Source organism: Streptomyces sp. NPDC000345 (assembly GCF_042898825.1).
Classification (GTDB): domain Bacteria; phylum Actinomycetota; class Actinomycetes; order Streptomycetales; family Streptomycetaceae; genus Streptomyces.
Window position 1 is genome coordinate 30236 of sequence record NZ_JBIAZE010000026.1, and the last position, 24664, is coordinate 54899.

The window sequence follows — 24664 nt, forward strand, 5'->3', positions numbered from 1 at the left end:
GGGCCTGCTGCGGGGCGCGCCCGGGGCCGACGCGGCCGGTCGCGCGGACCCCCACGCCCCGCGGACCCGGCGCCCCGGCCCGCGACGGCAGGCGCACAGCACCGCCACCCCAGCGATCGCCGCCAGATGCTCCCTGCCCGCCAGGTTGTCCTTCAGCAGGACCTCCACCACCATCGCCACGATCACCGCCCCCGCCGTCCCGTACGCCCGATGACGCCGGCCCAGGAACACCGCCAGGCCCACCACCGCCGCCGAGGGGCCGGTGTCCACCACCTGGGCGTCGGCGACGGGGAGCGCGCCGAGGGCGATGCCCGCACGGGCGTACAGGGTGCCGGCGAGGGTCGCGGCGTACCCGACGGCCAGGGTGCGCCACCAGCCCAGGCACAGCTCCGCGAGGCCGAACACCAGCAGGATCTGGGCGAGCGCACCCCACACCGGCAGGTCGAGGGCGGGGACGAAGAGCGACAGCGGGGTGCGCAGGAGGGCGAGCCACAAGGGGTCCTCGGCCCGGACCGCGCCCAGGCCCTGCACCGGCCCGTAGCCCCAGGGCTGGTTCTGCGCCACCTGCAGGACCGACGTCAGGCACACCGCGCCCAGGGTCATCGGCGCCGCCCGCCACCGCCGCTCCACTAGGGGCTGGCGCACGGCCTCGTACAGCGGCCCCCACTCGGTGCGGGCCCAGCGGGCGATCGGGTTCACCGGTGGGTCTCCAGGCGCTCGCGGTGCAGCCACTTCGGCAGCCCCGGCGCCGTGGGCGGGGTCGTCAGGAACCCCTCCGCGCGTGCCGACGCGAGTCCGATGCGGGGCAGGTCCGCGCTCTTCTCGAAGAGCAGGAAGCGGGGCTCCCAGATGGGCCGGTACTTGGCGTTGGCGCGGTACAGCGACTCGATCTGCCACCAGCGGGAGAAGAAGCTCAGCAGCGACCGCCACAGCCTCAGCACCGGCCCGGCGCCCAGACGCGCGCCCCGTTCGAAGACCGAGCGGAACATGGCGAAGTTCAGCGACACCTGGGTGATCCGGATCTCGCGGGCGCGCCGGAGGAGCTCGATGACCATGAACTCCATCAGGCCGTTGTCGCAGTCCCGGTCGCGCCGCATCAGGTCCAGGGAGAGCCCGTGCGGGCCCCACGGCACGAAGGAGAGCAGCGCCCTGAGGCGCCCCTGGGCGTCGGCGCACTCCAGCATCACGCAGCGGCCGTCCTCCGGGTCCCCGAGCCGCCCCAGCGCCATGCTGAACCCGCGTTCGGTCGGCCCGTCCCGCCAGTCGTCGGCGCGGCGCAGCAGGTACGCCATCTCGTCGGCCGGGATGTCCTCGTGCCGTCGTACGCGCACGGTGTACCCGGCCCGGCGCACCCGGTTGTACGCCTGCCGGACGGTCCGCATGGCCCGGCCCTCCAGGGTGAACTCGGCGACCTCGACGATCGCCTCGTCCCCCAGTTCCAGGGCGTCCAGTCCGTGCCGCGCGTACACCGTCCCGGCCTCCTCGCTCGCCCCCATCACCGCCGGGATCCACCCGTGCGCCCGCGCCTCGGCCAGCCACGGCTCGATCGCCCCCGGCCAGGCCTCCGGGTCCCCGATCGGATCCCCGGACGCCAGCGACACCCCGCCCACCACCCGGTAGGCGACGGCCGCCTTCCCGGTCGGCGACCAGCACACGCTCTTCTCCCGGCGCAGCGCGAAATACCCGAGCGAGTCCCGCTCTCCGTGCCGGTCGAGCAGCTCCCGCAGCCGCTTCTCGTCGTCCTCGGTGAGCGGGTCGACGGCGCGCCGGGAACGGAACGCGGCGTAGAGGACGGCCAGGACGAGGACCGTGCTCAGCACGTTGACGGTGACGTCGACCCAGGTGGGCGGGGCGATGCCGGGGACGCGGTAGTCGTCGGCGGCCACCGAGACCAGCCGCAGCGCGCCGTACCGCCAGCGTTCCAGGAACGTGGAGGGGGCGGGGGCCCGGTCGGTGAGCGTCACCAGCAGCGCGGCGAGCAGCGAGGTGACGAGCAGTCCGCCGAGACCGACGGCCGCGGCGAGCCGCGGATTGGCGCGGTCGCCCTTGGCGTAGAACTCGGTCCGGCCGACGAGCAGCGCGGTCACGAAGGCGGCGGTGAGGACGAGCGACACCCAGTTCTGCGGGTGGCGGCGGATCTCGGGGAACGCCATGGCCAGCGCGAACAGCGCCAGGAAGGCCCCGCTCAGGCCGAGGTTGAGGATCCAGGCGGCCCGTTTGCGCCGCCGCATGGTGACGGCCAGGAACGCGGTGAACACCCCGGACGCGAACCCGGCCGTCAGCAGATACGGCGTGAAGAAGTCCTCCTGGTTGTGCCGCCGCACGTCCTGTCCCAGGGAGACCCACACCGCGCTGAGGAAGTTGACGAAGGCGACGGCACGCAGATACCAGACGGCGAGGACGGCGGCGACCCGGGGGTTTCCCATGAGCGGTGATCATATGGCCGCACTTCACGGAAACCGCTCTTTTGGGTCGCCTGTCCCTTTCGCTAGGTGATGTCCTCGGTGGTCCCGGTGTCCTGCTCCGGCTTCTCGGGGGCCGCCTCGGGCTTCTCGGGCAGTTCCGCCGCCAGAGCCGCCGCGGCCTGCACCAGCGGCAGCGCCAGCAGTGCCCCGGCGCCCTCGCCGACCTTCACACCCTGGTCCAGCAGCGGCTCCAGCGCCATCCGGTCCAGCGCCTTCGCCTGCCCCGGCTCACCGCTCTTGTGCGCGGCCAGCCACCAGTCCGGCGCCCGGAACGCGATCCGCTGCCCGACGAGCGCGCAGGCGGCCGCGACGACACCGTCCAGGACGACCGGCACCTTCCGTACGGCGCACTGCAGCAGAAAGCCCGTCATCGCGGCGAGGTCGGCACCGCCCACCGTCGCCAGCAGTTGCAGCTGCTCCCCGAGCACCGGCCGCGCCCGCCGCAGCGCGTCCCGGATCGCCGCGCACTTGCGCATCCACGCCAGGTCGTCGATGCCCTCGCCGCCCCGCCCGGTCACCACGGAGGCGTCGGTTCCGCACAGCGCGGCGACCAGTACCCCGGCTGCCGTGGTCCCGCCGACGCTCACATCGCCGAGGACGACGAGGTCCGTACCGGAGTCGGCCTCCTCGTCCGCGACCGCCACGCCCGCCCGGAAGGCCGCCTCGGCCTCCTCCGCGGTCAGGGCGTCCTCGATGTCGATGCGGCCGCTGCCGCGCCGCACCCGGTGCCGTTCGACGTCCTCCGGGAAGGTGCCGGGCTCGCAGTCCAGAGCCATGTCCACGATCCGCACCGGCACGTCGAGCCGGCGCGCCAGCACCGCGACCGGGCGGGCGCCCTCCAGGATCTCCCGCACCAACTCCGCGGCGCTGCCCGCCGGCCGGGCCGAGACGTCGAGCCCGGCGACGCCGTGGTCGCCGGCGAACAGCACCACCCTCGGCCGTACGACCGGCCGCACGGGCACCGCGCCCTGCGCCGCCGCCAGCCACTCACCCAGTTCGTCCAGGCGCCCCAACGATCCGGGCGGCACGATCTGGCGTTCCCGGCGGGCCTCCGCGTCGCGGCGCACGCCGCCGTCGGGGCGCTCGATCAGATCGGTGAAGTCGTCGAGATTAAGCGAGCTCATTCGCCGAACAGTACCGGCCCCCGCCAGGCGGTCCGGCGCCACATCGGCACCACACCCCCGCGACGTCTTTGCACCCAAGATCGGTATCCCATACGTTCCGCTTTGCTGCGGAATGTCGTAGCTCCTGTTCTCTGTTCTCCGGAGCCGCTCATGCCCTCCAGGCCCAGAACCGTGCCCAGGCCGGTCCACGATCCGCGCCGCGACGACTGCCCCTGGTGCGGCTCGAAGCGCCTGCGCACCCGGCTGCGCGCACCGGACCTGCGGCATCGCAGACCCGGCACCTTCGTGCTCGACGAGTGCCGGGACTGCGCCCACGCCTTCCAGAACCCGCGCCTGACCCCCGAGGGCCTGGCGCTGTACGACGTCCGGGGCGAGGAGCGGTTCAGCCGCAGGCGCCTGCGGGCGACGGCCCGCGCGATGCTGCCGTTCCCCGAGCCGGAGAGCTGGCTCGACGTCGGCACGGGGAGCGCCGCCTTCCCGGCGACGGCCAGGGAACTCTTCGCCTACACGGCGTTCGACGGGGTGGACCCGACCCCCAGGGTGCGGCGGGCCGCGGCGGCGGGCCGGCTGGACGAAGCCCACCAGGGCCGGCTGACGAGCCCCGAGCTCCTGGCCCGGCTGCGCGGCCGGTACGACGTCGTCAGCATGCTCCACCACCTCGAACACACCCGCGAGCCCCGGGAAGAACTCGCCGCGGCCCTGACGGCCCTGCGCCCGGGCGGCCACCTGCTGCTGGAACTCGCCGACCCCGCCAGCGCGTCCGCGGCCGTCCTGGGCAAGTGGTGGCACGCCTACGACCAGCCCCGCCACCTCCATCTGATCCCCCTGGCCAACCTCCGCACGGAACTGGAGCTGCGGGGCTGCGACATCGTCACCACGGACCGCAGCTCCCCGCACACCCCCCACGACCTCTCCGTGGCCGTCTTCCGCGGACTGACCCGGACCCGCCTGCACCACGCGGCCCTCCCCGCGGCGGCCGTGGCGGCCGTCCTGGACCGCACCCTGGCCCCCGTCCTCAGCCGCACCCGCTTCTCCAACGCCTACCGGGTGATCGCCCGCAGACGTCCCGGCTGACCGAGGGCCCGCCGACGGGTGCTGCGGAGGACTCACCCCCGCAGCACCACCGCCTGCCCCGCCACCACCAGCACGACCTCCTCGCACTCGCCCGCCACCGCCGCGTTCAACCGCCCCAACTCGTCCCGGTAGCGCCGCCCCGACGCCGTGGCCGGCACGATTCCCGACCCCACCTCGTTCGACACCAGCACCACGGTCCGCCGGGCCCCCCGCACCGCCGCCGTCAGTTCGGCCATCCGCGAGCGCAGCGCCCGCTCACCCCCGTCCGCCCACTCCGCGTCGTCCCACGCCCCCACGGAGTCCATCGCGTCCGTCAGCCACAACGACAGACAGTCGATCAGCAACGGCGCCCCGTCCTCCGCCAGCAGGGGCACGAGGTCGCACGTCTCGGCCGTACGCCACGACCCCGGCCGCCGCTCCCGGTGCGTCGCCACCCGCGCCGCCCACTCGGTGTCCCCGCCCCGCGAACCCCCCGTCGCCACGTACAGCACGTCGGGGAACGACTCCAGCCGCCGCTCCGCCTCCACCGACTTGCCCGACCGCGCCCCGCCCAGCACCAGCGTCCGGCGCGGGACGTCCGGCACGTCCTCGTACACCCCGACCACGAGCGTCGCCCCGTCCGGCACCGCCCGCGCCCCCGCCGCCGCGAGCCGCCGCGTCAACTCCGCGCCCGGCGGCACGTCATGGTCGAGGTGGACGGCGACGACGTCCGTCGTCGGCCCCACCGCACCCACCGCCCGCAGCTTCGCCAGCGCGTCCGGCCGCCCCACGAGATCCGCCAGGACCATGTCGTACCGCTCGGCGGGCTCCGCCCCCTCCTCGAGGCCGGCCGGAGCGCCCCCCGGCGGCAGGTACAGCAGCCGCTGCCCGTCGGGACCGGTCACCGCGTACCCGGTCCCCGGCGCGTCCATCGCCACCGCCCGCACCCGATGCCCCGTCAGCAGCGCCAGCTCCCGCCCGTCCGACACCCGGCCGGGCTGCGGCAGCCCGGCCGGCACCTCCACCGGCGGCCCGTCGTGCGGGTGCGACAGCATCACCTGCCGTACGCCGCCCAGCGAATGCCCCACCCGCGCCGCCGCGAACGCCACCCCCGGCGTCAGATCGAGCAGCAGCGCCCCGTCCACGAGCAACGAGGTCGCCGCACGCGCGCGCGGACCCAGCGAGGTCGCGCACACCGCGCAGGGGCAGTCGGGGCGGGGCAGTCCCGCGGGGGCACCGGTACCGAGCAGAGTGACGTCCACGAACCTGATTTTCGCGTGTCTGACCTGGTCTTGCGCATCCGACTAGGCTGCACGGCAGGAGCCGGACCAAGATCCGGCTTCTGCTCTGCACGTGTTCATATCAGGGAGGCGTACATGGCGGCATGGACGTGGCGGTTCGAGAAGGCCGACGGGACGGAGGTCCAGCCCGCGGTGGAGCCGGAGGAGTTCACCACCCAGGGGGACGCCGAGTCCTGGATCGGGGAACAGTGGAAGGCCCTGCTCGAAGGCGGCGCGGACCAGGTGCGGCTCTTCGAGGACTCCACCGAGATCTACGGTCCCATGAGCCTGCACGCGAACGAGGCGTAGCCGCACAGCCGTAGGACGGGGGACGCCGCGCACCGGGGCGGCCCCCGTCTCACTGCTCGCCCAGGGTCACGTCCGCCTTCTTCTCGTCCCCGTCCCGGGTGAACGTCACCGTCGTGCGCGCCCCGGGCTTCTCCTCGGCCAGCGCCTCCGTCAGCGAGGTGACGGTGGTGACGGACCTGCCGCCCAGCGCGGTGACGACGTCCCCGGCCCGCAGGCCCGCCCTGTCGGCCGCGCTCTTCTCGCGCACCTCCACCACCGCGACCCCGGCCGGCCGGAAGCCCGCGTCCACGAAGGTGCGCCCGGTGATCCCGAGCGCCGCCCGGCCCGAGTCGGTGACCCTGCCGTTCCTGACGATCTGTCCGGCGACGGTCCGCACCATCGAGGCGGGGATCGCGAACCCGATGCCGGCCGCGGCCCCGCCGAGGCCCGGGTCGGTCGCGGCGAGCGTCGGAATGCCGATGACCCGCCTGTCCAGGCCGACCAGCGCGCCGCCGCTGTTGCCCGGGTTGATCGGCGCGGACGTCTGCACCATGTTCGCGATGGTCACCCCCGGCCCTCCGTCCCCGTCGCCCGCGCTGACGGTCCGTCCGGTCGCCGAGACGATGCCCTGCGTCACGCTCGACGACAGGCCGAGGGGCGAGCCCATCGCCAGCACGATCTGCCCGACCTCGACCTTCGAGGAGTCACCGAACTCGGCCGCCCTCAGCCCGTCCGGCACCTTGTCCAGCTTGACGACCGCCAGGTCCTGCTCGGGGTAGGAGGAGACGAGGGTGGCGCGCAGCGGCTCCTCGCTGGTGGCGGTCGTGACCCGGAAGGTCCGCCCGCCGCCGACGACGTGCGCGTTGGTGACGACGTGACCCTTGCCGTCGTAGACGACACCCGACCCCAGGCCGTCGGCGGACTGCACCTGCACGACCGACGGCAGGACGTCCTTGATCACCTTCTGGTACGCCCGCTGCAACTCGCTCCCCGGCTGCCGGGGAGCCGTCGTGGCCCGGGGCGCGGCCTGCGTGGTCGTGGTCCTCGCCGGCGGCGGACCGGCCGCGGAACACCCCGCGAGCAGGGCGACGGAGCACGCGAGCGCGGCGAGTCCCCGGACACGAGTGGGGGAAGCGTCCATGCCCCGAGTCTCTCCTCGGGGTGAAGGCCCGGCTTGTCCGGTTCACCCGAACGAGCGGACCGCGCCGGTCAGCCGCGTACCCCGCACAGATGCAGCAGCGCTGCCACGCTCCGGTACGGATCGGTCCGCCCCGCGCGCTCCTCGACGGCCAGCAGCGCCTCGGCGTCCTCCGGGTCCCCGGGGATCCCGGTCCCGTCCGCCGCCGTGTCGGTGAACACCCGCACGCCGTACCAGGCCTGCAGCGGAGCCCCGATCCCGGCCAGTGTGTCGGTCAGCGTCGCCAGCCGGTCCGCGCGCACGTCCAGCCCCAGCCGGTTCGTGTACGCCACGGTGTCGAAGGCGGCCAGCGCCCCCGCCCAGTCGCCGGCCAGTCCCGGCCGCATGGCCAGCGCGTCCGCGTTGCGCACCAGCAGCGACAGCAGCCCGCCCGGGGCCAGCATCCGCGCCAGTCCCGCCAGCAGGGCGTCCGGCTCCTCGACGTACATCAGCACGCCGTGGCAGAGCACCACGTCGAAGCTGCCGGGCAGGAAGTGCACGCCCGTGTCCCGGCCGTCGCCCTCGATGATCCGCATCCGCTCCCGGATGCCCTCCGGCTCCCCGGACAGGGCCTCGCGGGCCGCGGCGACCATCGTCGCGTCCTTCTCCAGGCCGGTCACCTGGTGGCCGAGCCGGGCCAGTCGCAGTGCCTGCGTGCCCTGCCCCATCCCGACGTCGAGCACCCGCAGCCGCTGCCCGACCGGATAGCGTCCCGCGATCTGCTCGTCGAGCTGCCGGGCCACCAGCTCCTGCCGTACGACATCGCGCAGCCCGCCCAGCCTGCTCAGCCAGGCCGCGGCCGCTCCCCCGGAGAAAGCCGTCGTGCTCAGGGCCGCTCTCCGCGCTTGACCTGCGGCTTGGGCAGCCGGAGCCGACGCATCTGCAGGGAGCGCATGAGCGCATAGGCGACCGCGCCACGGCGGTTCTGGTCGGGGAAGCGCTCCGTGAGGCGCTTGCGCAGCCGGAAGCCGGTGACGAGCGAGTCGAGCACGATCAGCACGATCACGACCAGCCACAGCAGCAGCGCGATCGTCTGCAGCGAGGCCACCCGGACCAGGCTCAGCAGGAGGATGACCACGGCCATGGGCAGGAAGAACTCCGCCACGTTGAACCGCGAGTCGATGAAGTCGCGCGCGAACTTGCGGACCGGGCCCTTGTCACGGGCCGGCAGGTACCGCTCGTCGCCGCCCGCCAGCGCCTGGCGCTGACGCTCCAGCTGGGCGCGGCGCTCGTCGCGCTGACGCTTGGACGCCTCCTTGCGCGAGGTCGGCGTGTTGGCGACGCTGCGGCGCTGGGACTGGGCCTCACTGCGCTTGGGGGTCGGCCGGCCCTTGGGGGCCTGCGGGTCACGGGGCTGCTTGGAGTCGGTCACGGCCGCCTTGTCGGCGGGGGCCTTCTCTTCCTTGGCACGGCTACGGAACACAAAACCCAAGGGTAAGCGCTCGCGGGCATGGACCCCAGCCCCGCGGGGAACGATCCGGCAACACCAGTCGTCTGTAGTGAAGACGGACCGGGACGGATGGGGGGAAACCCCGGGAAGAGGGGACGCAGGGGGGTGAGCCACCGCTGACCCTGAGGGCCACCTACTCCTCACGCCGGAGCAGGCCCACGGTCAGTCGTCCTCGGGGAGGAGCGCATCCGTCCCCGAACAGTGCGTCAATGGATGCAGGGCCCGTACTGTGGGTTCTGTCGCAGAGCTGGAGCTGGACGTCAGAAGGGGGCGCGCGAAGCCCATGAGCGGTGTCATGAAGCGTATGGGGATGATCTTCCGCGCGAAGGCGAACAAGGCCCTTGACCGGGCCGAGGACCCGCGCGAGACCCTCGATTACTCCTACCAGAAGCAGCTGGAGCTCCTGCAGAAGGTCCGTCGCGGCGTCGCCGACGTCGCCACCTCGCGCAAGCGCCTCGAGCTGCAGCTCAACCAGTTGCAGTCGCAGTCCTCCAAGCTGGAGGACCAGGGCCGCAAGGCGCTCGCGCTCGGCCGGGAGGACCTCGCCCGCGAGGCGCTCTCCCGCCGCGCCGCCCTCCAGCAGCAGGTCACCGACCTGGAGACGCAGCACGCGACGCTGCAGGGCGAGGAGGAGAAGCTCACTCTCGCGGCCCAGCGCCTGCAGGCCAAGGTCGACGCCTTCCGTACGAAGAAGGAGACCATCAAGGCCACCTACACCGCCGCCCAGGCACAGACCCGCATCGGCGAGGCCTTCTCCGGCATCTCCGAGGAGATGGGCGACGTCGGCCTGGCCATCCAGCGGGCCGAGGACAAGACCGCCCAGCTCCAGGCCCGCGCCGGCGCCCTCGACGAGTTGCTCGCCTCCGGCGCCCTGGACGACCCCACCGGCATCGCGAAGGACGACCTCCAGGCCGAGCTGGACCGGCTCTCCGGTGGTACGGATGTAGAGCTGGAGCTGCAGCGCATGAAGGCGGAGCTCGCCGGAGGCACCTCATCCGGCCAGCAGGCCATCGAAGGCGGCACGAACCAGGCGCAGCCCCAGCAGCAGCCGCAGGACACCCCGCGCCTCGACAAGCAGTGACAGCCCGGCGCCGGGAACCGGAGCCGAGGAGGGCCGACATGATCGTGCGGATCATGGGGGAGGGCCAGTGGGTGCTGGCCGACTCCCACTTCGCCGAGCTGAACAAGCTGGACGACGAACTGCTGGCGGAGATGGAGGGCGGCGACGCGTCCGGCTTCCAGCGCACCCTCGGTGCCCTGCTGGACGCGGTCCGCCGCCTCGGCGAGCCGCTGCCGGACGAATCCCTCGAACCGTCGGAACTGATCCTCCCGTCCCCGGACGCGACACTGGAGGAGGTCCGGTCGATGCTGAGCGACGGCGGGCTGATCCCGGGGTGAGATCACCCGGCCCGTCCGGCGGGTGAGGACGGGGCCCGTTCCGGGCCGAAGCGGGGGTCCGGGGGCGGCAGCCCCCGGCTACGGCAGGGAAAGCGACGGTAACCAGACAAGTGACCCCCCTCGCCCGAGCCCGGCGCCAGCTGCAGGCTCACCCCCTGGCCCTGGACGCGGCTCTCGCGGCGGGCGTCCTCCTGTGCATGCTGGCCGGCTCCTTCGTCGACCCCCACAGCGGCCACTCCGTCAGCTGGAGCGTCCGCACCCCCGACCCCCTCAGCCTTCTGCTGATGACCCTCGGCGCCGTCGCCCTCGTCTTCCGCCGCAGCGCGCCCATGACGGTCCTCGCCGTCACCGGCACCCTCTCCGTCGTCGAGTGCGTCACCGGCGACCCCCGCGCCCCCGTGGCCATGGCCGCCGTCGTCGCCCTCTTCACCGTCGCCGCCACCACCGACCGACCCACCACGGTGCGCGCCGGCCTGCTCACCATGACGGCCCTCACCAGCGCGGCGATGCTCGCGGGCCCGCTGCCCTGGTACGCCCAGGAGAACCTCGGCATCCTCGCCTGGACCGGCATCGGCGCCACCGCCGGGGACGCCGTCCGCAGCCGCCGGGCCGTCGTCCAGGCCATCCGGGACCGCGCCGAGCGGGCCGAACGCACCCGCGAGGAGGAGGCGCGCCGCCGGGTCGCCGAGGAGCGCCTGCGCATCGCCCGCGACCTGCACGACGTGGTCGCGCACCACATCGCCCTGGTCAACGTCCAGGCCGGCGTCGCCGCGCACGTCATGGACAAGCGGCCCGACCAGGCCAAGGAGGCCCTCGCGCACGTCCGCGAGGCCAGCCGCTCCGCGCTCAACGAACTGCGCGCCACCGTCGGCCTGCTGCGGCAGTCCGGCGACCCGGAGGCCCCCACCGAACCGGCCCCGGGCCTGGACCGCCTCGACGAGCTGGCCGGCACCTTCCGCAGCGCCGGCCTCCAGGTCGAGGTGGCCCGCTGCGACCAGGACACGGCGCTCCCCGCCGCCGTCGACCTGGCCGCCTACCGGGTCGTCCAGGAGGCCCTCACCAATGTCCAGAAGCACGCGGGACCGGACGCCAAGGCCGAGGTCAGCGTCGTACGCGTGGGACCCCACATCGAGATCACGGTCCTCGACGACGGCCGCCCCGCGACCGAGGAGACCCCGGTGACCGGGGGCGGACACGGCCTCCTCGGCATGCGGGAACGCGTCACCGCCCTGCGGGGCACCCTCACCACCGGTCCCCGCTACGGGGGCGGCTTCCGCGTGCATGCCATCCTGCCGGTCAAGACCCGCACCCGCACAGCCGAGGACCCCGTATGACCATCCGTGTCCTGCTCGCCGACGACCAGGCGCTGCTGCGCAGCGCGTTCCGGGTGCTCGTCGACTCCGAGTCCGACATGGAGGTGGTCGGCGAGGCGTCCGACGGGGCGGAGGCGGTGCGGCTGGCCCGGCAGGAGGGCCCCGACGTCGTGCTGATGGACATCCGGATGCCCGGCACGGACGGTCTCGCCGCGACCCGGCTGATCAGCGCCGACCCGGATCTCGCCCACGTCCGGGTGGTGATCCTGACGACCTTCGAGGTCGACGACTACGTGGTGCAGTCGCTGCGCGCGGGCGCCTCCGGGTTCCTCGGCAAGGGCAGCGAGCCGGAGGAGCTGCTGAACGCGATCCGGATCGCCGCCGGCGGCGAGGCCCTGCTCTCCCCGGCCGCCACCAAGGGCCTGATCGCCCGCTTCCTCGCCCAGGGCGACGCGCTGGGCGACGACCGCGACCCCGCCCGCGAGGAGCGCCTCGCCGCGCTCACCGTGCGCGAGCGGGAGGTGCTCGTCCAGGTCGCCGGCGGCCACTCCAACGACGAGATCGCCGAACGCCTGGAGGTCAGCCCGCTGACCGTGAAGACGCACGTCAACCGGGCCATGGCCAAGCTGGGCGCCCGCGACCGGGCGCAGCTCGTGGTGATCGCCTACGAGTCCGGGCTGGTACGCCCGAGGGTGGACTGAGCCCCGCCCGCCCGTACTGCGGCCGGAGTATGAGCCGGATAAGGAAATGGACCTGGGGCTTACGGATCGGGGCGCGGCGATGGCTCAGGGTGTAGGGGTCGGCGCTCATCTGTGCCTTCGCACCCGCTTCTGCCGCTCACAGAAGAGAGATCCGTAACCCATGTCCTGGCTGTCCAGGTTCAGCCTCGCCCAACGGGCCCTGATAGGCCTGATGTCCCTCGTCGCGCTGGTCTTCGGCGCGATCGCCATCCCCCAGCTCAAGCAGCAGCTGCTGCCCACCATCGAACTGCCGATGGTCTCCGTGCTCGCGCCCTACCAGGGCGCCTCGCCCGACGTCGTCGAGAAGCAGGTGATCGAGCCGATCGAGGACAACCTCGAGGGCGTCGACGGCATCACCGGCGTCACCTCCACCGCGAGCGAGGGCAACGCCCTCATCGTGGCGTCCTTCGACTACGGCAACGACACCGAGCAGCTGGTCGCCGACGTCCAGCTGGCCGTCAACCGGGCCCGCGTCCAGCTTCCGGACTCCGTGGACCCGCAGGTCGTCGCCGGTTCCACGGACGACATGCCCACCGTGGTCCTCGCGGTCACCTCCGGCCGGGACCAGCAGGCGCTCGCCGACCAGCTCGACACCACCGTGGTGCCCGCCCTGAAGGACATCGACGGCGTCGGCCAGGTCACCGTCACCGGCGTCCGCGACCTTCAGGTCACCGTCACCCCGGCCGACGCGAAGCTCGCGAAGGCCGGCCTGACCACGCAGTCCCTCGCCCAGGCCCTGCAGGCGGGCGGCGCGACCGTCCCGGCCGGCGCCTTCGACGAGGCGGGCAGCAACCGGACCGTACGGGTCGGCGGCGGCTACACCTCCGTCCAGCAGATCGAGGACCTGCGGATCCCCGGCGCCGGCGGCGGCAAGCCGGTCCGTCTCGGTGACGTGGCCGCGGTGAAGCAGGAGGAGGCCCGGGCCGACTCCCTCACCCGCACGAACGGCGAGCCCAGCCTCGCCGTGATGGTCACCATGGACCACGACGGCAGCGCGGTCGCCATCTCCAACGCCGTCGAGGACCTGCTGCCGGACCTGCGCGCGGACCTCGGCTCCGGCGCCACGATCACCGTCGTCAGCGACCAGGGCCCGGCCGTCTCCAAGGCCATCGACGGCCTGACGACCGAGGGCGCGCTCGGCCTGCTCTTCGCGGTCCTCGTCATCCTGGTCTTCCTGGCGTCGGTCCGCTCGACGCTGGTCACGGCGGTCTCCATCCCGCTGTCCGTGGTGCTCGCCCTGATCGTCCTGTGGACCCGCGACCTGTCGCTCAACATGCTGACCCTGGGCGCGCTGACCATCGCGATCGGCCGGGTCGTCGACGACTCGATCGTCGTCCTGGAGAACATCAAGCGCCACCTCGGCTACGGCGAGGAACGCCGCACGGCGATCATCACGGCCGTCCAGGAGGTGGCCGGCGCGGTCACCTCCTCCACCCTCACCACGGTCGCCGTGTTCCTGCCGATCGGCTTGGTCGGCGGCATGGTGGGCGCCCTGTTCGGCGCGTTCAGCCTCACCGTCACGGCGGCCCTGCTGGCGTCCCTGCTGGTCTCGCTGACGGTCGTGCCCGTCCTGTCGTTCTGGTTCCTGCGGGCCCCCAAGGGCACCCCCGAGGACTCCGAGGAAGCCCGCCGCGCGGCCGAGGAGAAGGAGGCGAGGAGCCGTCTGCAGCGCTTCTACGTCCCCGTCCTGCGGTTCGCGACCCGGCGCCGGCTGACCAGCGTGGCCCTCGCGGTCGTCGTGCTGCTCGGCACCTTCGGCATGGCACCCCTGCTGAAGACCAACTTCTTCGACCAGGGCGAGCAGCAGGTCCTGACGGTCAAGCAGGAACTGAAGCCCGGCACCAGCCTCGCCGCGACCGACGCCCGGGCCAGGAAGGTCGAGCGGCTGCTCGCCGGCACCGAGGGCGTGCGGGACTACCAGGTCACGGTCGGTTCCTCCGGCTTCATGGCGGCCTTCGGCGGCGGCACGGACACCAACCAGGCGTCGTACCAGGTGATGCTGGAGGACTCGGCGTCCTACGAGGACGTCCAGGACCGGATCGAGGACGGGCTGCGCAAGCTCGACGGCATCGGCACCACCACCGTCGCCGCCGGTGACGGCTTCGGCAGCCAGGACCTGAGCGTCGTCGTGAAGGCCTCCGACGCGGGTGTCCTGCGCACCGCGTCCGAGCAGGTCCGCAAGGCCGTCGCCGGGCTGGACCACGTCACCGACGTCACCAGCGACCTCTCGCAGAGCGTGCCGCGCATCTCGGTCACGGCCAACTCCAAGGCCGCGGCGGCCGGGTTCGACGAGCAGACGCTGGGCGCGGCGGTCACCCAGGCCGTGCGCGGGACGACGGCGGCGAAGGCGGTCCTCGACGACACCGAGCGTGACGTCGTCATCCGGTCGGCGAAGCCCGCCGAGACCCTCGCCCAGCTCAAGGCGCTGCGCCTCGGCCCGGTGCGGCTCGGTGACATCGCGACCGTCGAACTGGTCGACGGGCCCGTGTCGATGACCCGGATCGACGGGCAGCGCGCGGCGACCGTCACCGCCCGCCCGACCGGCGACAACACGGGCGCGGTGAGCACCGAGCTCCAGTCCGAGATCGATGCCCTGAAGCTGCCGGCCGGTGCCACGGCGGAGATCGGCGGTGTCAGCCAGGACCAGGACGACGCCTTCGCCAACCTCGGCCTGGCGATGCTGGCGGCCATCGCGATCGTCTTCATGCTGCTGGTCGCGACCTTCCGGTCGCTCGCCCAGCCGCTGATCCTGCTGGTCTCCGTCCCGTTCGCGGCGACCGGCGCGATCGGCCTGCTCCTCGCCACCGGCACCCCGATGGGCGTCCCGGCGATGATCGGCATGCTGATGCTCATCGGCATCGTGGTGACCAACGCGATCGTGCTGATCGACCTCATCAACCAGTACCGCAAGCAGGGTTACGGCGTCGTGGAGGCCGTGGTCGAGGGCGGCCGGCACCGTCTGCGCCCCATCCTCATGACCGCGCTCGCCACCATCTTCGCCCTGCTCCCGATGGCACTGGGCGTCACCGGCGAGGGCGGCTTCATCGCCCAGCCGCTGGCGGTGGTCGTGATCGGCGGTCTGATCACCTCGACGCTGCTCACCCTGCTCCTCGTCCCGACGCTCTACGCGATGCTCGAACTGCGCAAGGAACGGCGCGCGAAGAAGCGGGCGGCGAAGCGGGAGAAGAAGGCGGGCGGCTCCGCCGACGTCACCCCGGCCTCGGACGAGCCGGAACCGGCGAACGTCTGACGGACCGTGAGTTCACGGCGGCCGGGTTCTGGGACCTCGAAGGGTCCGGGAGCCCGGCCGTCGTCGTCGTTACGTATCCTGTGGCTCGAACTGCTCGACGGGGGAAGGGGGTTCGGCCGTGCCGCTGCACAGGGACGACCCGAGGTCGGTCGGCGGGTACAAGCTGGTCGACCGGTTGGGAGCCGGGGGCATGGGGGTCGTCTACCGGGGCAGATCGCGGTCGGGACGGGATGTCGCCGTCAAGGTGGTGCACGCCCAGTACGCCGAGGACGCCGTCTTCCGCACCCGGTTCCGCCAGGAGATCGAGGCCGTCCGCCGGGTGAGCGGAGCCTTCACCGCACCCGTCGTCGACGCCGACCCGGAGGCCGCACGGCCCTGGATGGCCACGCAGTACGTGCCCGGACGCTCCCTCGCCCAGCGACTGCGGGACCGGGGCCAGCTGAAGGGCGGCGACCTGCGCCGCCTCGCCCTCGGGCTGGTGGAGGCGCTGCGTGACATCCACCGGGCCGGGGTGGTGCACCGGGACCTGAAACCGGCGAACGTCCTGATGGCCGAGGACGGCCCCCGCGTCATCGACTTCGGCATCTCCCGCGCGGCGGAGAACCACACCCTGACCGAGACCGGCCAGATGATCGGCACCCCGCCCTTCATGTCCCCGGAACAACTCACCGACGCCCGCACCGTCGGCCCGGCCTCGGACGTCTTCTCGCTCGGCGCACTGCTGGTGTACGTCACGACCGGGCGAGGTCCCTTCGACGCCGACAGCCCCTATCTGACGGCCTACCGGGTGGTCCACGACGATCCCGTGCTGGACGGCGTGGGGCAGCCGCTGCGGGAGATCCTGGAGCGCTGCCTGGCCAAGGAGGCGGGGAAGCGACCGGAACTCGACGAACTGGCACGGGACTTCGCGGCCGCCCTGCCCGAAGCGTCCCCGGGCGACCTGCCCACCGTGACACTGGGCCCGGACGCGTCGGACGAGACCGCCGGACGGGCCGGCAGCGCGGCCCGTCCGGCGGTCTCCAGCCGCCCCGGCCGTACCCGTCGCTCCCTGCTGACCGCGACCGGCGCGGTCGGCGCGCTGGCCCTCGCACTGACGGCCTACCTGCTCCTCGGACCGGGGCTGCCGGACAGCCGGAGCGAGCAGACGTCCCGGGCCGGCCGGTGGGGCACCCTTCCCGACGGCTGGCGGCCCTGGCGGACGACCGTGTACGGGACTGCCGAGAGCGGGGTGGCCAAGGCGCTGGAGGGCGGAGGCGGAGGGGCGGCCAACGGCGGTCCGCTGTCCTGCGAGATGGGCGGGGGATCCCTCTACTGCGGGGGAGACGGGACTCTCCCGGTCCGCGTGGACGGCGTGACGGGCAGGATCGCGTGGCGGTCGGACTCCCAGCCGCCGGGGGTGGAGCGTGAGGCCTACAGCAGCGCGATGCTCGGGGTGGTCGACGGGGTGCTGCTGCACACCCAGGGGGTCATGAACGACGAGCGGGACGGCGAGACGATCAGTGTCGTCGCCCTCGACGCCGAGAGCGGCAAGCGGCTGTGGTCACGCCCCGTGCACGGGAACGGCTTCGAGGCGGCCGTCGTCGGCGACCTGGTCCTGACCCCGGACGGCGACCGCATGACCGCCCGGTCGCCGCGGGACGGCAAGGCGCGCTGGACCGCGACCCTCCCGTCCGGCTACGGCTGTGAGTTCCTCGACGTCGACGGCCGCCCGTACGCGGCATGCACCGACCTGGGGCAGGAGGGCGTCGACGACGTGCTCCTCGCCATCGACCCGGACGACGGCACCATGCGGCGGGCGGAGGTCCCGGGCGTCAACGGTGTTCAACTCGGCACCTTGGACGGTGACCTGGTCTTCGCGGAGTACGCCGACCAGGACTCCGTGAGCGCCGCGGAGACGGCATACACCCACGTGCTGCTGATCGACCCGGACACCGGGACCGTGCGGACGAAGAGGACACTGGAGGGCAGCCCGCGCGGGGAGGCGGCCCTGGTGCACGGTGTGCTCCTGTTCGCCTCCTCCAGCGGGCGGACGACCGCCGTCTCGCCCAGGACGGGCGAGCTGCTGTGGCAGACCTCGACGACACTGCAGCAGCCCGGCACGCCGGTCGCCGACGACCAGGGGCGCACGGTGTACGTGTCCAGCGCCAGCGGGCGGGTCGCCGCCCTCGACGCCGGCGAGGGCACCCTGCTGTGGGAGTCCTCCCCGAGGGCCGACCAGGTCGTCGGCGTTCCCTACGCGTCGAAGGTCTTCCCGGACGAGGGCGCCCTGGTGGTGCTGGTCCCCGACGGCACCGTCTTCGGTCTCGACCCCGCCCACCCCGAGCGCAAGCCCGACTCGGGGTGAGGCGGGTGCCGGAGGTTACGGCAGCGCCAGCATCCGCTCCAGGGCCAGCTTGGCGAAGGCCTCGGTCTCCTTGTCGACCTCGATGCGGTTGACCAGCTTGCCCTCGGCGAGGGACTCCAGGGCCCAGACCAGGTGGGGGAGGTCGATGCGGTTCATGGTCGAGCAGAAGCAGACCGTCTTGTCGAGGAAGACGATCTCCTTGCCCTCGGGCGCGAAACGGTTCGCCAGGCGGCGCACCAGGTTCAGCTCGGTGCCGATGGCCCACTTCGAGCCGGCCGGGGCCGCCTCCAGCGCCTTGATGATGTACTCCGTCGAGCCGACGTGGTCCGCCGCCGCCACGACCTCGTGCTTGCACTCGGGGTGCACCAGCACGTTCACGCCGGGGATGCGGGCGCGGACGTCCTCGACCGACTCCAGGCTGAAGCGGCCGTGCACCGAGCAGTGACCGCGCCACAGGATCATCTTCGCGTCGCGCAGCTGCTCGGCGGTCAGCCCGCCGTTCGGCTTGTGCGGGTTGTAGACGACGCAGTCCTCCAGGGACATGCCCATGTCCCGGACGGCCGTGTTGCGGCCCAGGTGCTGGTCCGGCAGGAACAGCACCTTCGTCGTCGAGGGCTCGCCCTGCTGGAACGCCCACTCCAGGGCGCGCCGGGCGTTGGAGGAGGTGCAGATCGTGCCGCCGTGCTTGCCCGTGAACGCCTTGATGTCCGCGGACGAGTTCATGTACGAGACGGGCACGACCTGCTCGGCTATGCCGGCCTCGGTCAGCACGTCCCAGCACTCGGCGACCTGCTCGGCCGTCGCCATGTCGGCCATCGAGCAGCCGGCGGCGAGGTCGGGGAGGACCACCTTCTGGTCGTCCGAGGTCAGGATGTCGGCGGACTCGGCCATGAAGTGCACACCGCAGAACACGATGTACTCGGCCTCCGGGCGGGCGGCCGCGTCCCGGGCCAGCTTGAAGGAGTCGCCCGTGACGTCGGCGAACTGGATGACCTCGTCGCGCTGGTAGTGGTGGCCGAGCACGAAGACCTTGTCACCGAGCTTCTCCTTGGCCGCGCGGGCGCGCTCGACCAGGTCCGGGTCGGAGGGCGAGGGCAGGTCGCCGGGGCACTCGACACCCCGCTCGCTCTTCGGGTCGGCCTCACGGCCGAGCAGCAACAGGGCGAGCGGAGTCGGCTGTACGTCGAGCTCCGTGGTCTGGGCGGTGGTCACGACACGCACCCTTTCTACTTTTCGTCGATCTGACGCTATCTATGATAGCTTGCTTCGTGTCACTTTGACGATGGTCATCGCGTCGATGTGACATGAATCCCGGTCCCGCCACGGAGAGCGGCACGGCCCGCCGGCGGGCGGCCCGGGCGGTCGCTGTTCGCTTCGCCGCCGGTGTGCGAGCATGAAGGAACAGACGAAAGAGAAAGTGCCCGGCCCGGAATGAATCCGCGGCCCCGTCGGTTGCAACCGTCGGCAAGCAGTCTCCGTACAACCCGGGAGAGATGTAGATGTCCGTATCGGACGAGACCAGCACCGTCACCGACGGCATCATCCTGTCCGACGCCGCGGCGGCGAAGGTCAAGGCCCTGCTCGACCAGGAAGGCCGTGACGACCTGGCCCTGCGTGTCGCCGTGCAGCCCGGCGGCTGCTCCGGCCTGCGCTACCAGCTCTTCTTCGACGAGCGCTCCCTCGACGGCGACGTCGTCAAGGACTTCGGTGGCGTCAAGGTCGTCACCGACCGCATGAGCGCCCCGTACCTGGGTGGCGCGTCCATCGACTTCGTGGACACCATCGAGAAGCAGGGCTTCACGATCGACAACCCGAACGCGACCGGTTCCTGCGCCTGCGGTGACTCCTTCAGCTAAGCCATGACGGCGCGTACGAAGGCGGCGGCCCCCTCCCGGGGGGGCCGCCGCCTTCGTCGTGGTCCGGGCGCCTACTGGACGTCGGGCAGCCGCGCCCCGTCCTTCTCCAGCGGCACGGCCCTGCCGTCCGCGTCGACCACCTTCCGGCTGCCGAGCGGCTCGTCGAGCCGTACGGTCCGGTGGTACTCCTTGGCGATCATGATGCAGACCTTGTCCGGCCACGGCGTCTCGGTCACGGTGACGGTCACCTCGTCCCCGCTCTCCTTCGCCGACGCCTCGTAGTCGGCGCACACCCCGCCGGTGAAGCTCACGACCAGCTCACTGCCCTCGGCCGTGTAGCCGTCCACCTGCACGTCACGGGGAGCCGAGCTGGCGCTCGGCGCGGGCGTCGTCGCCGCCTTCAGATACGCCGGGTCGACCGCCGGCTGGGTCACCCGGTACCCGTCCGCGGCCCCCGTCCCCTTCACGTCGAACAGCCACGACGGGACGAGCACCTGCCGTCCGCCCGAGGTGTGCGGGGCGAGCCCGAGCACCGCGTCCCCGACCGTCACGGTCTCCCCCTGGGGAGCGCCCGTGGACGACGAGCCGCACGGGCTCTCCAGCCGGTCCTTCAGCGGCACCGGGCTCGCACACCCGCCGATGCCCATCCGGTGGTCGCTCCCGGGCGCCGCGTTCAACGCCTCCAGGGCCTCCCCGGCGCTCAGCAAGGGGTACGTGTCCCCCTCGGCCGGCGCCTTCAGCTGCCCGTTGCCGCCGATGACCGCCCCGTCGGCGCCGACGCTGATCCCGGTGGTCCAGCCGTAGGTGGGCAGGCCGCCGATCTCCGGGTCCGCGTTCACGACCCGCTGGGCACCCATGACCTGGCTCGCGTCCACCTTGGCGTCGTCCTGCCCCACGGCCTTGAGGATCGGCGCCGCCGCCTTCTTCGCGGCCGCCTCGCTCACCGGGTCGGCGGCCGGGGCCCCGGGATCCTGGGTGCACTTGGCGATGCCGCCCTTGCAGTTGTCGGTGCCGGGCGCGTACCGGCTGAACGTCCACATGCCCGGCGCCTGCCGGTTCACCCGCAGCACCGGACCCGAGCCGTCCTGGCCGGAGCCCACCTTCCAGGCCTCCCCGTCCACCACGGGCGTCCCGTCCACGCCGAGCGCCTTCGCCAGCCGGGTCACCTCGGCCTTGCCGACCTCGCCCCTCGCCCAGTGGACGGGCGCGGAACCGGGGCCCTCGGGGAGCGTGCCCTCGGCCTTGTAGGTGACGCCGTACGGGTTCGGCTCGCCGGGCGCGATGCCGTTCGTACCCCCGTCGGAACCGCCCCCCTGGTAGTCGTCCAGCGCGAGCGGCGCGGGAGTGCCGTCACCGGAGGGCGCCCCGGCACCGGAGCCCCCGGCGGCCTGCGCGCTGAGGTACGCGCCACCGCCCCCGACCAGCAGCACGGCGGCGGCGACGGAGGCGACGAGGAGGGGCGACCGCCGCCGAGGCGCGGAGGAGGAGACGGCGGGCTCCTCGGCACGCTGATCGGCCGGCCCGCCCTCGTCCAGGCCCCGTACCGCCTCGTCGGCCGCGGCGGGCTCGTCGGCCTTGCCGGTCCCCGGGGCGTTCTCGGCCTTCTCGGCCCTGTCGCCCCCCGTGACCCGGTCGGCCTTCCCGGCCGGAGCGACCTTCTCGGCCTGCTCGGCCTTCTCGGCGGGCGCGACCTGCTCGGCCTCCTCCGCCTGCTCGGCCTCCTCCGCCTGCTCGGCCCTCTCCGCCGGCGCGACCTGCTCGGCCGGCGCGGACTCCTCGGTCTGCTCGGCGGAACCCGACTTCTCCGGCTCGCGCGCGGCGTCGTCGTTCTCGGGTCGCTCGGTGTTCACCGCATCGCTCCTTCGGCTGCCCTGCTGTCGTACCTCACATCCCCTCTACGGGGGACAGCGATGGGACGCGCCGGGGGAGCGCACGGTTCCCTTCCGAGCGCCGTACCGAGGAGAAACCCCTAGTTGCCGTAGTCCGGCATGGCCTCCAGCAGTCGCGCGGACCTCGCAGGGACGGTCACGCCATGGATGCGTGACGGGGAGACCGGACGGGAAGAGATCTTCTCCGGGGCCGCCCAGTGCGGAACCATCCGGGCGCAGTCACCCCGCAGCGAGGCGAGGCCGCCGTCGGGGTCGGCCGGAGCGGGGGCGTGGAACTCGAGGTTCGTCATAGCGGAACCGTAAGCACGCACGAGCCCGCGAAGAAAGATCTACTATCGGGTAGTTTCAGCTGCTTCAGTGGCGCCTCGCGACCGGGTAGCGTGAACTGTCAATCCCCCTCCCCTCAGGAGAGTCCACGCCGTGCGCATCGCAGTCACCGGCTCCATCGCAACCGACCACCTCATGACGTTCCCCGGCCGCTTCGCCGACCAGCTCGTCGCGGACCGGCTCCACACGGTCTCGCTCTCCTTCCTGGTCGACAACCTGGACGTGCGCCGGGGCGGAGTGGCCGCGAACATCGCCTTCGGGATGGGACAGCTCGGCACCCGGCCGGTCCTGGTCGGCGCCGCGGGGGCGGACTTCGACGAGTACCGGGCCTGGCTGGACCGGCACGGCGTGGACACCGGGTCGGTCCGCATCTCCGAGACCCTGCACACGGCCCGCTTCGTGTGCACCACGGACGCCGACCACAACCAGATCGGCTCCTTCTACACGGGCGCCATGAGCGAGGCCCGCCTGATCGAGCTGAAGACCGTCGCCGACCGCGTCGGCGGCCTCGACCTGGTCCTGATCGGCGCCGACGACCCGGAGGCGATGCTCCGCCACACGGAGGAGTGCCGCTCCCGCTCGATCCCCTTCGCCGCCGACTTCTCCCAGCAGATCGCCCGCATGGAGGGCGAGGAGATCCGGATACTGCTGGAGGGCGCCACGTACCTGTTCTCCAACGAGTACGAGAAGGGCCTCATCGAGTCCAAGACCGGCTGGACCGACGCCGAGATCCTCGCCAAGGTCGGCCACCGCGTCACCACCCTCGGCGCGCGCGGCGTCCGTATCGAGCGCGACGGCGAGGACCCGATCGAGGTCGGCTGCCCGGACGAGGAGCGCAAGGCCGACCCCACCGGCGTCGGCGACGCCTTCCGTGCCGGCTTCCTCTCCGGCCTGGCGTGGGACGTCTCCCTGGAGCGCGCCGCCCAGATCGGCTGCATGCTCGCCACCCTCGTCATCGAGACGGTCGGCACGCAGGAGTACCAGCTGCGGCGCAACCACTTCATGGACCGCTTCCGCAAGGCGTACGGCGACGAGGCCGCCACCGAGGTCCAGAAGCACCTCGCCTGAGCCCGCTCACCCGGCGCCGGGGCCTGTCCGCCGGGCAGGCCCTCCAGGGGGCCCTTCTGATGGATCTCCGCGGCGTCGCGACGCCCGGCACGCACTCTCGCCGCACCGGACGCCGCTCCTTCTCCCACGGAGATCCATCAGAAGGGCCCTAAGCCACCCGGCGGACCACATAGGCCGCACCGCGGTCCGCCGGTTCCTCACCCACGTACTCCTGCCCGCGCATCTCGCACCACGCCGGAATGTCCAGCCGGGCCGCCTCGTCGTCGGACAGCACCCGCACCGTGCCCCCCACCGGCACCTCCCCGATGACCTTCGCCAGCTCGATGACGGGAATCGGGCACCGCCTGCCGAGGGCGTCCACGACCAGCTCGTCCGCGCGTGGCTCCGCCACCCCGGCGGACGGCGCCCCCAGCTTCTCCCGCACCCCCGCCACGGCCCCCGGCAGCACGGTGAGGAACCGCTCCACCTCCTCCTCGGGCACCCCGGCGGGCAGCGACACCCGCACGTTCCCCTCGCTCAGCACCCCCATCGCCCGGAGCACATGGCTCGGCGTCAGCGTGCTGCTGGTGCAGGACGACCCCGACGACACCGAGAACCCCTCCCGGTCCAGCTCGTGCAGCAGCGCCTCCCCGTCGACGTAGAGACAGGAGAAGGTGACGATCCCCGGCAGCCGCCGCCGCGGATCCCCCACGACCTCGACGTCCGGGACCAGTTCGGGCACCCGGACCCGGATGCGCTGCGTCAGCTCCCGCAGGCGCACGGCCTCCTGGACCGCCTCCGCCCGCACGGCGCGCAGCGACGCGGCGGCCGCCACGATCGCCGGCAGGCTCTGGAACTCCTCCGCCTCCCGCGCCGCGAACCGCACGCCCTTGCGCACCACGAGCAGCCCGACCCCCGACGGCCCGCCCCACTTGTGCGCACTGGCCGTCAGCACCGACCAGTCCCCGGCCACCCGCTCCCACCCGAGCGACTGCGCCGCGTCCACCAGCAACGGCACCCCGGCCGCACGGCACGCCTCGGCCACCGCCGCGACGGGCTGCTCGGTGCCCACCTCGTGGTTGGCGGACTGCAGACACGCGAGCGCGGTGTCCGGCCGCAGGGCCTGCGCGAACGCCCCGGCGTCCACCGCCCCCAGCCGGTCGACGTCCACCCGCGTCACGGTCCCGCCGTCCGCCTCGTGCGCCTCCGCCGAATGGAGCACCGACGAGTGTTCAACGGATGACACGATCAGGTGACGCCCGGCCCGCCGCCGGCCCGCCAACACGCCCGCGACGCCCGTCTGCACCGCCCGTGTCCCGGACGAGGTGAACACCAGCTCGTCCGGCCGGCACCCGACGGCCTCCGCCGCGGCCTCCCGGGCGGCGTCCAGCAGCAGCCGGGCCCGCCGCCCCTCCCGGTACAGCCGCCCGGGATCCGCCCACCCCTCGTCGAGAGCGGCCAACAGCGCCTGACGGGCGACGGGATGGAGGGGAGCGGCGGAAGCAGCGTCGAAGTAGACCACACGGCAACGCTAAGCGCCCGGAAGGGGCGCGGGGAACTGCGCGAGTGACCACGAACCACCCGCACGCGCCGAATCACCCGCACTCGGCGAGCTATTAGGCGCATTCGGCTACCCGGCGGCGCGTAACCCACCCTCCCCGCG

The 24664-nt window shown here is 73.0% G+C and carries 20 protein-coding genes and 1 pseudogene; 10 read left to right on the forward strand and 11 right to left on the reverse strand.

The genetic code is table 11. The features are described from left to right. Nucleotides 1–3 precede the first annotated feature (3 nt). The 3 genes and pseudogenes from ACFY30_RS38310 to cobT all read right to left on the reverse strand — a co-directional run. Nucleotides 4–699, reverse strand: a pseudogene (locus tag ACFY30_RS38310) (hypothetical protein); the annotation flags it as partial. Beyond that, nucleotides 696–2426 (reverse strand): phosphatidylglycerol lysyltransferase domain-containing protein, encoded by a 1731-nt coding sequence (locus tag ACFY30_RS38315; protein WP_390849766.1) that lies wholly within the window; start codon nucleotides 2424–2426, stop codon nucleotides 696–698. The pseudogene ACFY30_RS38310 and the gene ACFY30_RS38315, both read right to left, overlap by 4 nt. Before the next feature lie 62 nt (nucleotides 2427–2488). Next, entirely contained in the window at nucleotides 2489–3589 is a 1101-nt protein-coding gene (gene cobT, locus ACFY30_RS38320; protein WP_390849767.1) for a nicotinate-nucleotide--dimethylbenzimidazole phosphoribosyltransferase, read from the reverse strand. A 150-nt stretch (nucleotides 3590–3739) separates the two neighbouring features. On the opposite strand from cobT, the gene ACFY30_RS38325 reads away from it, so the two are divergent. Beyond that, nucleotides 3740–4663 carry a class I SAM-dependent methyltransferase gene (locus ACFY30_RS38325; protein WP_390849768.1) on the forward strand — a complete coding sequence of 308 codons (924 nt, stop codon included), beginning with the start codon at nucleotides 3740–3742 and terminating at the stop codon, nucleotides 4661–4663. Between the two features lie 32 nt (nucleotides 4664–4695). On the opposite strand, the gene ACFY30_RS38330 is transcribed toward ACFY30_RS38325, so the two are convergent. Continuing rightward, nucleotides 4696–5904 carry a bifunctional adenosylcobinamide kinase/adenosylcobinamide-phosphate guanylyltransferase gene (locus ACFY30_RS38330; RefSeq protein ID WP_390849769.1) on the reverse strand — a complete coding sequence of 403 codons (1209 nt, stop codon included), beginning with the start codon at nucleotides 5902–5904 and terminating at the stop codon, nucleotides 4696–4698. A gap of 114 nt (nucleotides 5905–6018) precedes the next feature. Between ACFY30_RS38330 and ACFY30_RS38335 the strand changes: the two genes are divergently transcribed. Further along, the gene (locus tag ACFY30_RS38335) at nucleotides 6019–6231 is read left to right on the forward strand and encodes a hypothetical protein (protein WP_055633266.1); all 213 of its coding nucleotides are present in this window, start codon (nucleotides 6019–6021) and stop codon (nucleotides 6229–6231) included. A 49-nt stretch (nucleotides 6232–6280) separates the two neighbouring features. Here ACFY30_RS38335 and ACFY30_RS38340 read toward each other — a convergent pair whose 3' ends face one another. The 3 genes from ACFY30_RS38340 to ACFY30_RS38350 form a co-directional block, all read right to left on the reverse strand. After that, nucleotides 6281–7351: a S1C family serine protease gene (locus tag ACFY30_RS38340; RefSeq protein ID WP_390849770.1), complete on the reverse strand. Its 1071-nt coding sequence runs from the start codon at nucleotides 7349–7351 to the stop codon at nucleotides 6281–6283. A 68-nt stretch (nucleotides 7352–7419) separates the two neighbouring features. Then, on the reverse strand, nucleotides 7420–8130 hold the full coding sequence (locus ACFY30_RS38345) for a class I SAM-dependent methyltransferase (protein WP_390655767.1): 711 nt from the start codon (nucleotides 8128–8130) through the stop codon (nucleotides 7420–7422). Between the two features lie 83 nt (nucleotides 8131–8213). Beyond that, a complete protein-coding gene (locus tag ACFY30_RS38350; RefSeq protein WP_390849771.1) occupies nucleotides 8214–8810 on the reverse strand; it encodes a DUF3043 domain-containing protein in 597 nt (198 codons plus the stop codon). A 310-nt stretch (nucleotides 8811–9120) separates the two neighbouring features. Here ACFY30_RS38350 and ACFY30_RS38355 point away from each other — a divergent pair, with 310 nt between their 5' ends. From ACFY30_RS38355 to ACFY30_RS38380, 6 genes are all read left to right on the forward strand, one after another. Beyond that, nucleotides 9121–9918: a PspA/IM30 family protein gene (locus tag ACFY30_RS38355; RefSeq protein ID WP_390849772.1), complete on the forward strand. Its 798-nt coding sequence runs from the start codon at nucleotides 9121–9123 to the stop codon at nucleotides 9916–9918. Nucleotides 9919–9956: 38 nt separating this feature from the next. Continuing rightward, nucleotides 9957–10235 (forward strand): hypothetical protein, encoded by a 279-nt coding sequence (locus ACFY30_RS38360; RefSeq protein WP_390849773.1) that lies wholly within the window; start codon nucleotides 9957–9959, stop codon nucleotides 10233–10235. Nucleotides 10236–10345: 110 nt separating this feature from the next. Beyond that, entirely contained in the window at nucleotides 10346–11569 is a 1224-nt protein-coding gene (locus tag ACFY30_RS38365; protein WP_390849774.1) for a sensor histidine kinase, read from the forward strand. Continuing rightward, nucleotides 11566–12249 (forward strand): response regulator, encoded by a 684-nt coding sequence (locus tag ACFY30_RS38370; RefSeq protein WP_390655771.1) that lies wholly within the window; start codon nucleotides 11566–11568, stop codon nucleotides 12247–12249. The genes ACFY30_RS38365 and ACFY30_RS38370 overlap by 4 nt, the downstream gene beginning before the upstream one ends. Nucleotides 12250–12409: 160 nt before the next feature. Beyond that, entirely contained in the window at nucleotides 12410–15538 is a 3129-nt protein-coding gene (locus tag ACFY30_RS38375; RefSeq protein WP_390849775.1) for an efflux RND transporter permease subunit, read from the forward strand. A gap of 118 nt (nucleotides 15539–15656) precedes the next feature. Further along, the gene (locus ACFY30_RS38380) at nucleotides 15657–17882 is read left to right on the forward strand and encodes a serine/threonine-protein kinase (RefSeq protein ID WP_390849777.1); all 2226 of its coding nucleotides are present in this window, start codon (nucleotides 15657–15659) and stop codon (nucleotides 17880–17882) included. A 15-nt stretch (nucleotides 17883–17897) separates the two neighbouring features. Here ACFY30_RS38380 and nadA read toward each other — a convergent pair whose 3' ends face one another. After that, nucleotides 17898–19094, reverse strand: a complete 1197-nt coding sequence (gene nadA, locus ACFY30_RS38385) for a quinolinate synthase NadA (protein WP_390849778.1) — start codon at nucleotides 19092–19094, stop codon at nucleotides 17898–17900. Nucleotides 19095–19381: 287 nt separating this feature from the next. Here nadA and ACFY30_RS38390 point away from each other — a divergent pair, with 287 nt between their 5' ends. Continuing rightward, entirely contained in the window at nucleotides 19382–19738 is a 357-nt protein-coding gene (locus tag ACFY30_RS38390) for an iron-sulfur cluster assembly accessory protein (RefSeq protein ID WP_030582488.1), read from the forward strand. A 71-nt stretch (nucleotides 19739–19809) separates the two neighbouring features. Here ACFY30_RS38390 and ACFY30_RS38395 read toward each other — a convergent pair whose 3' ends face one another. Next, on the reverse strand, nucleotides 19810–21588 hold the full coding sequence (locus tag ACFY30_RS38395) for a hypothetical protein (protein WP_390849779.1): 1779 nt from the start codon (nucleotides 21586–21588) through the stop codon (nucleotides 19810–19812). A gap of 119 nt (nucleotides 21589–21707) precedes the next feature. After that, entirely contained in the window at nucleotides 21708–21917 is a 210-nt protein-coding gene (locus ACFY30_RS38400) for a hypothetical protein (protein ID WP_390849780.1), read from the reverse strand. A 130-nt stretch (nucleotides 21918–22047) separates the two neighbouring features. On the opposite strand from ACFY30_RS38400, the gene ACFY30_RS38405 reads away from it, so the two are divergent. After that, nucleotides 22048–23022, forward strand: coding sequence for a carbohydrate kinase family protein (locus ACFY30_RS38405; RefSeq protein WP_390655777.1), 975 nt, complete (start codon nucleotides 22048–22050; stop codon nucleotides 23020–23022). Nucleotides 23023–23170: 148 nt separating this feature from the next. Here the strand turns inward: ACFY30_RS38405 and ACFY30_RS38410 are convergent, their stop codons facing one another. Beyond that, nucleotides 23171–24523 carry a cysteine desulfurase/sulfurtransferase TusA family protein gene (locus ACFY30_RS38410; RefSeq protein WP_390849781.1) on the reverse strand — a complete coding sequence of 451 codons (1353 nt, stop codon included), beginning with the start codon at nucleotides 24521–24523 and terminating at the stop codon, nucleotides 23171–23173. Nucleotides 24524–24664: the final 141 nt, after the last annotated feature.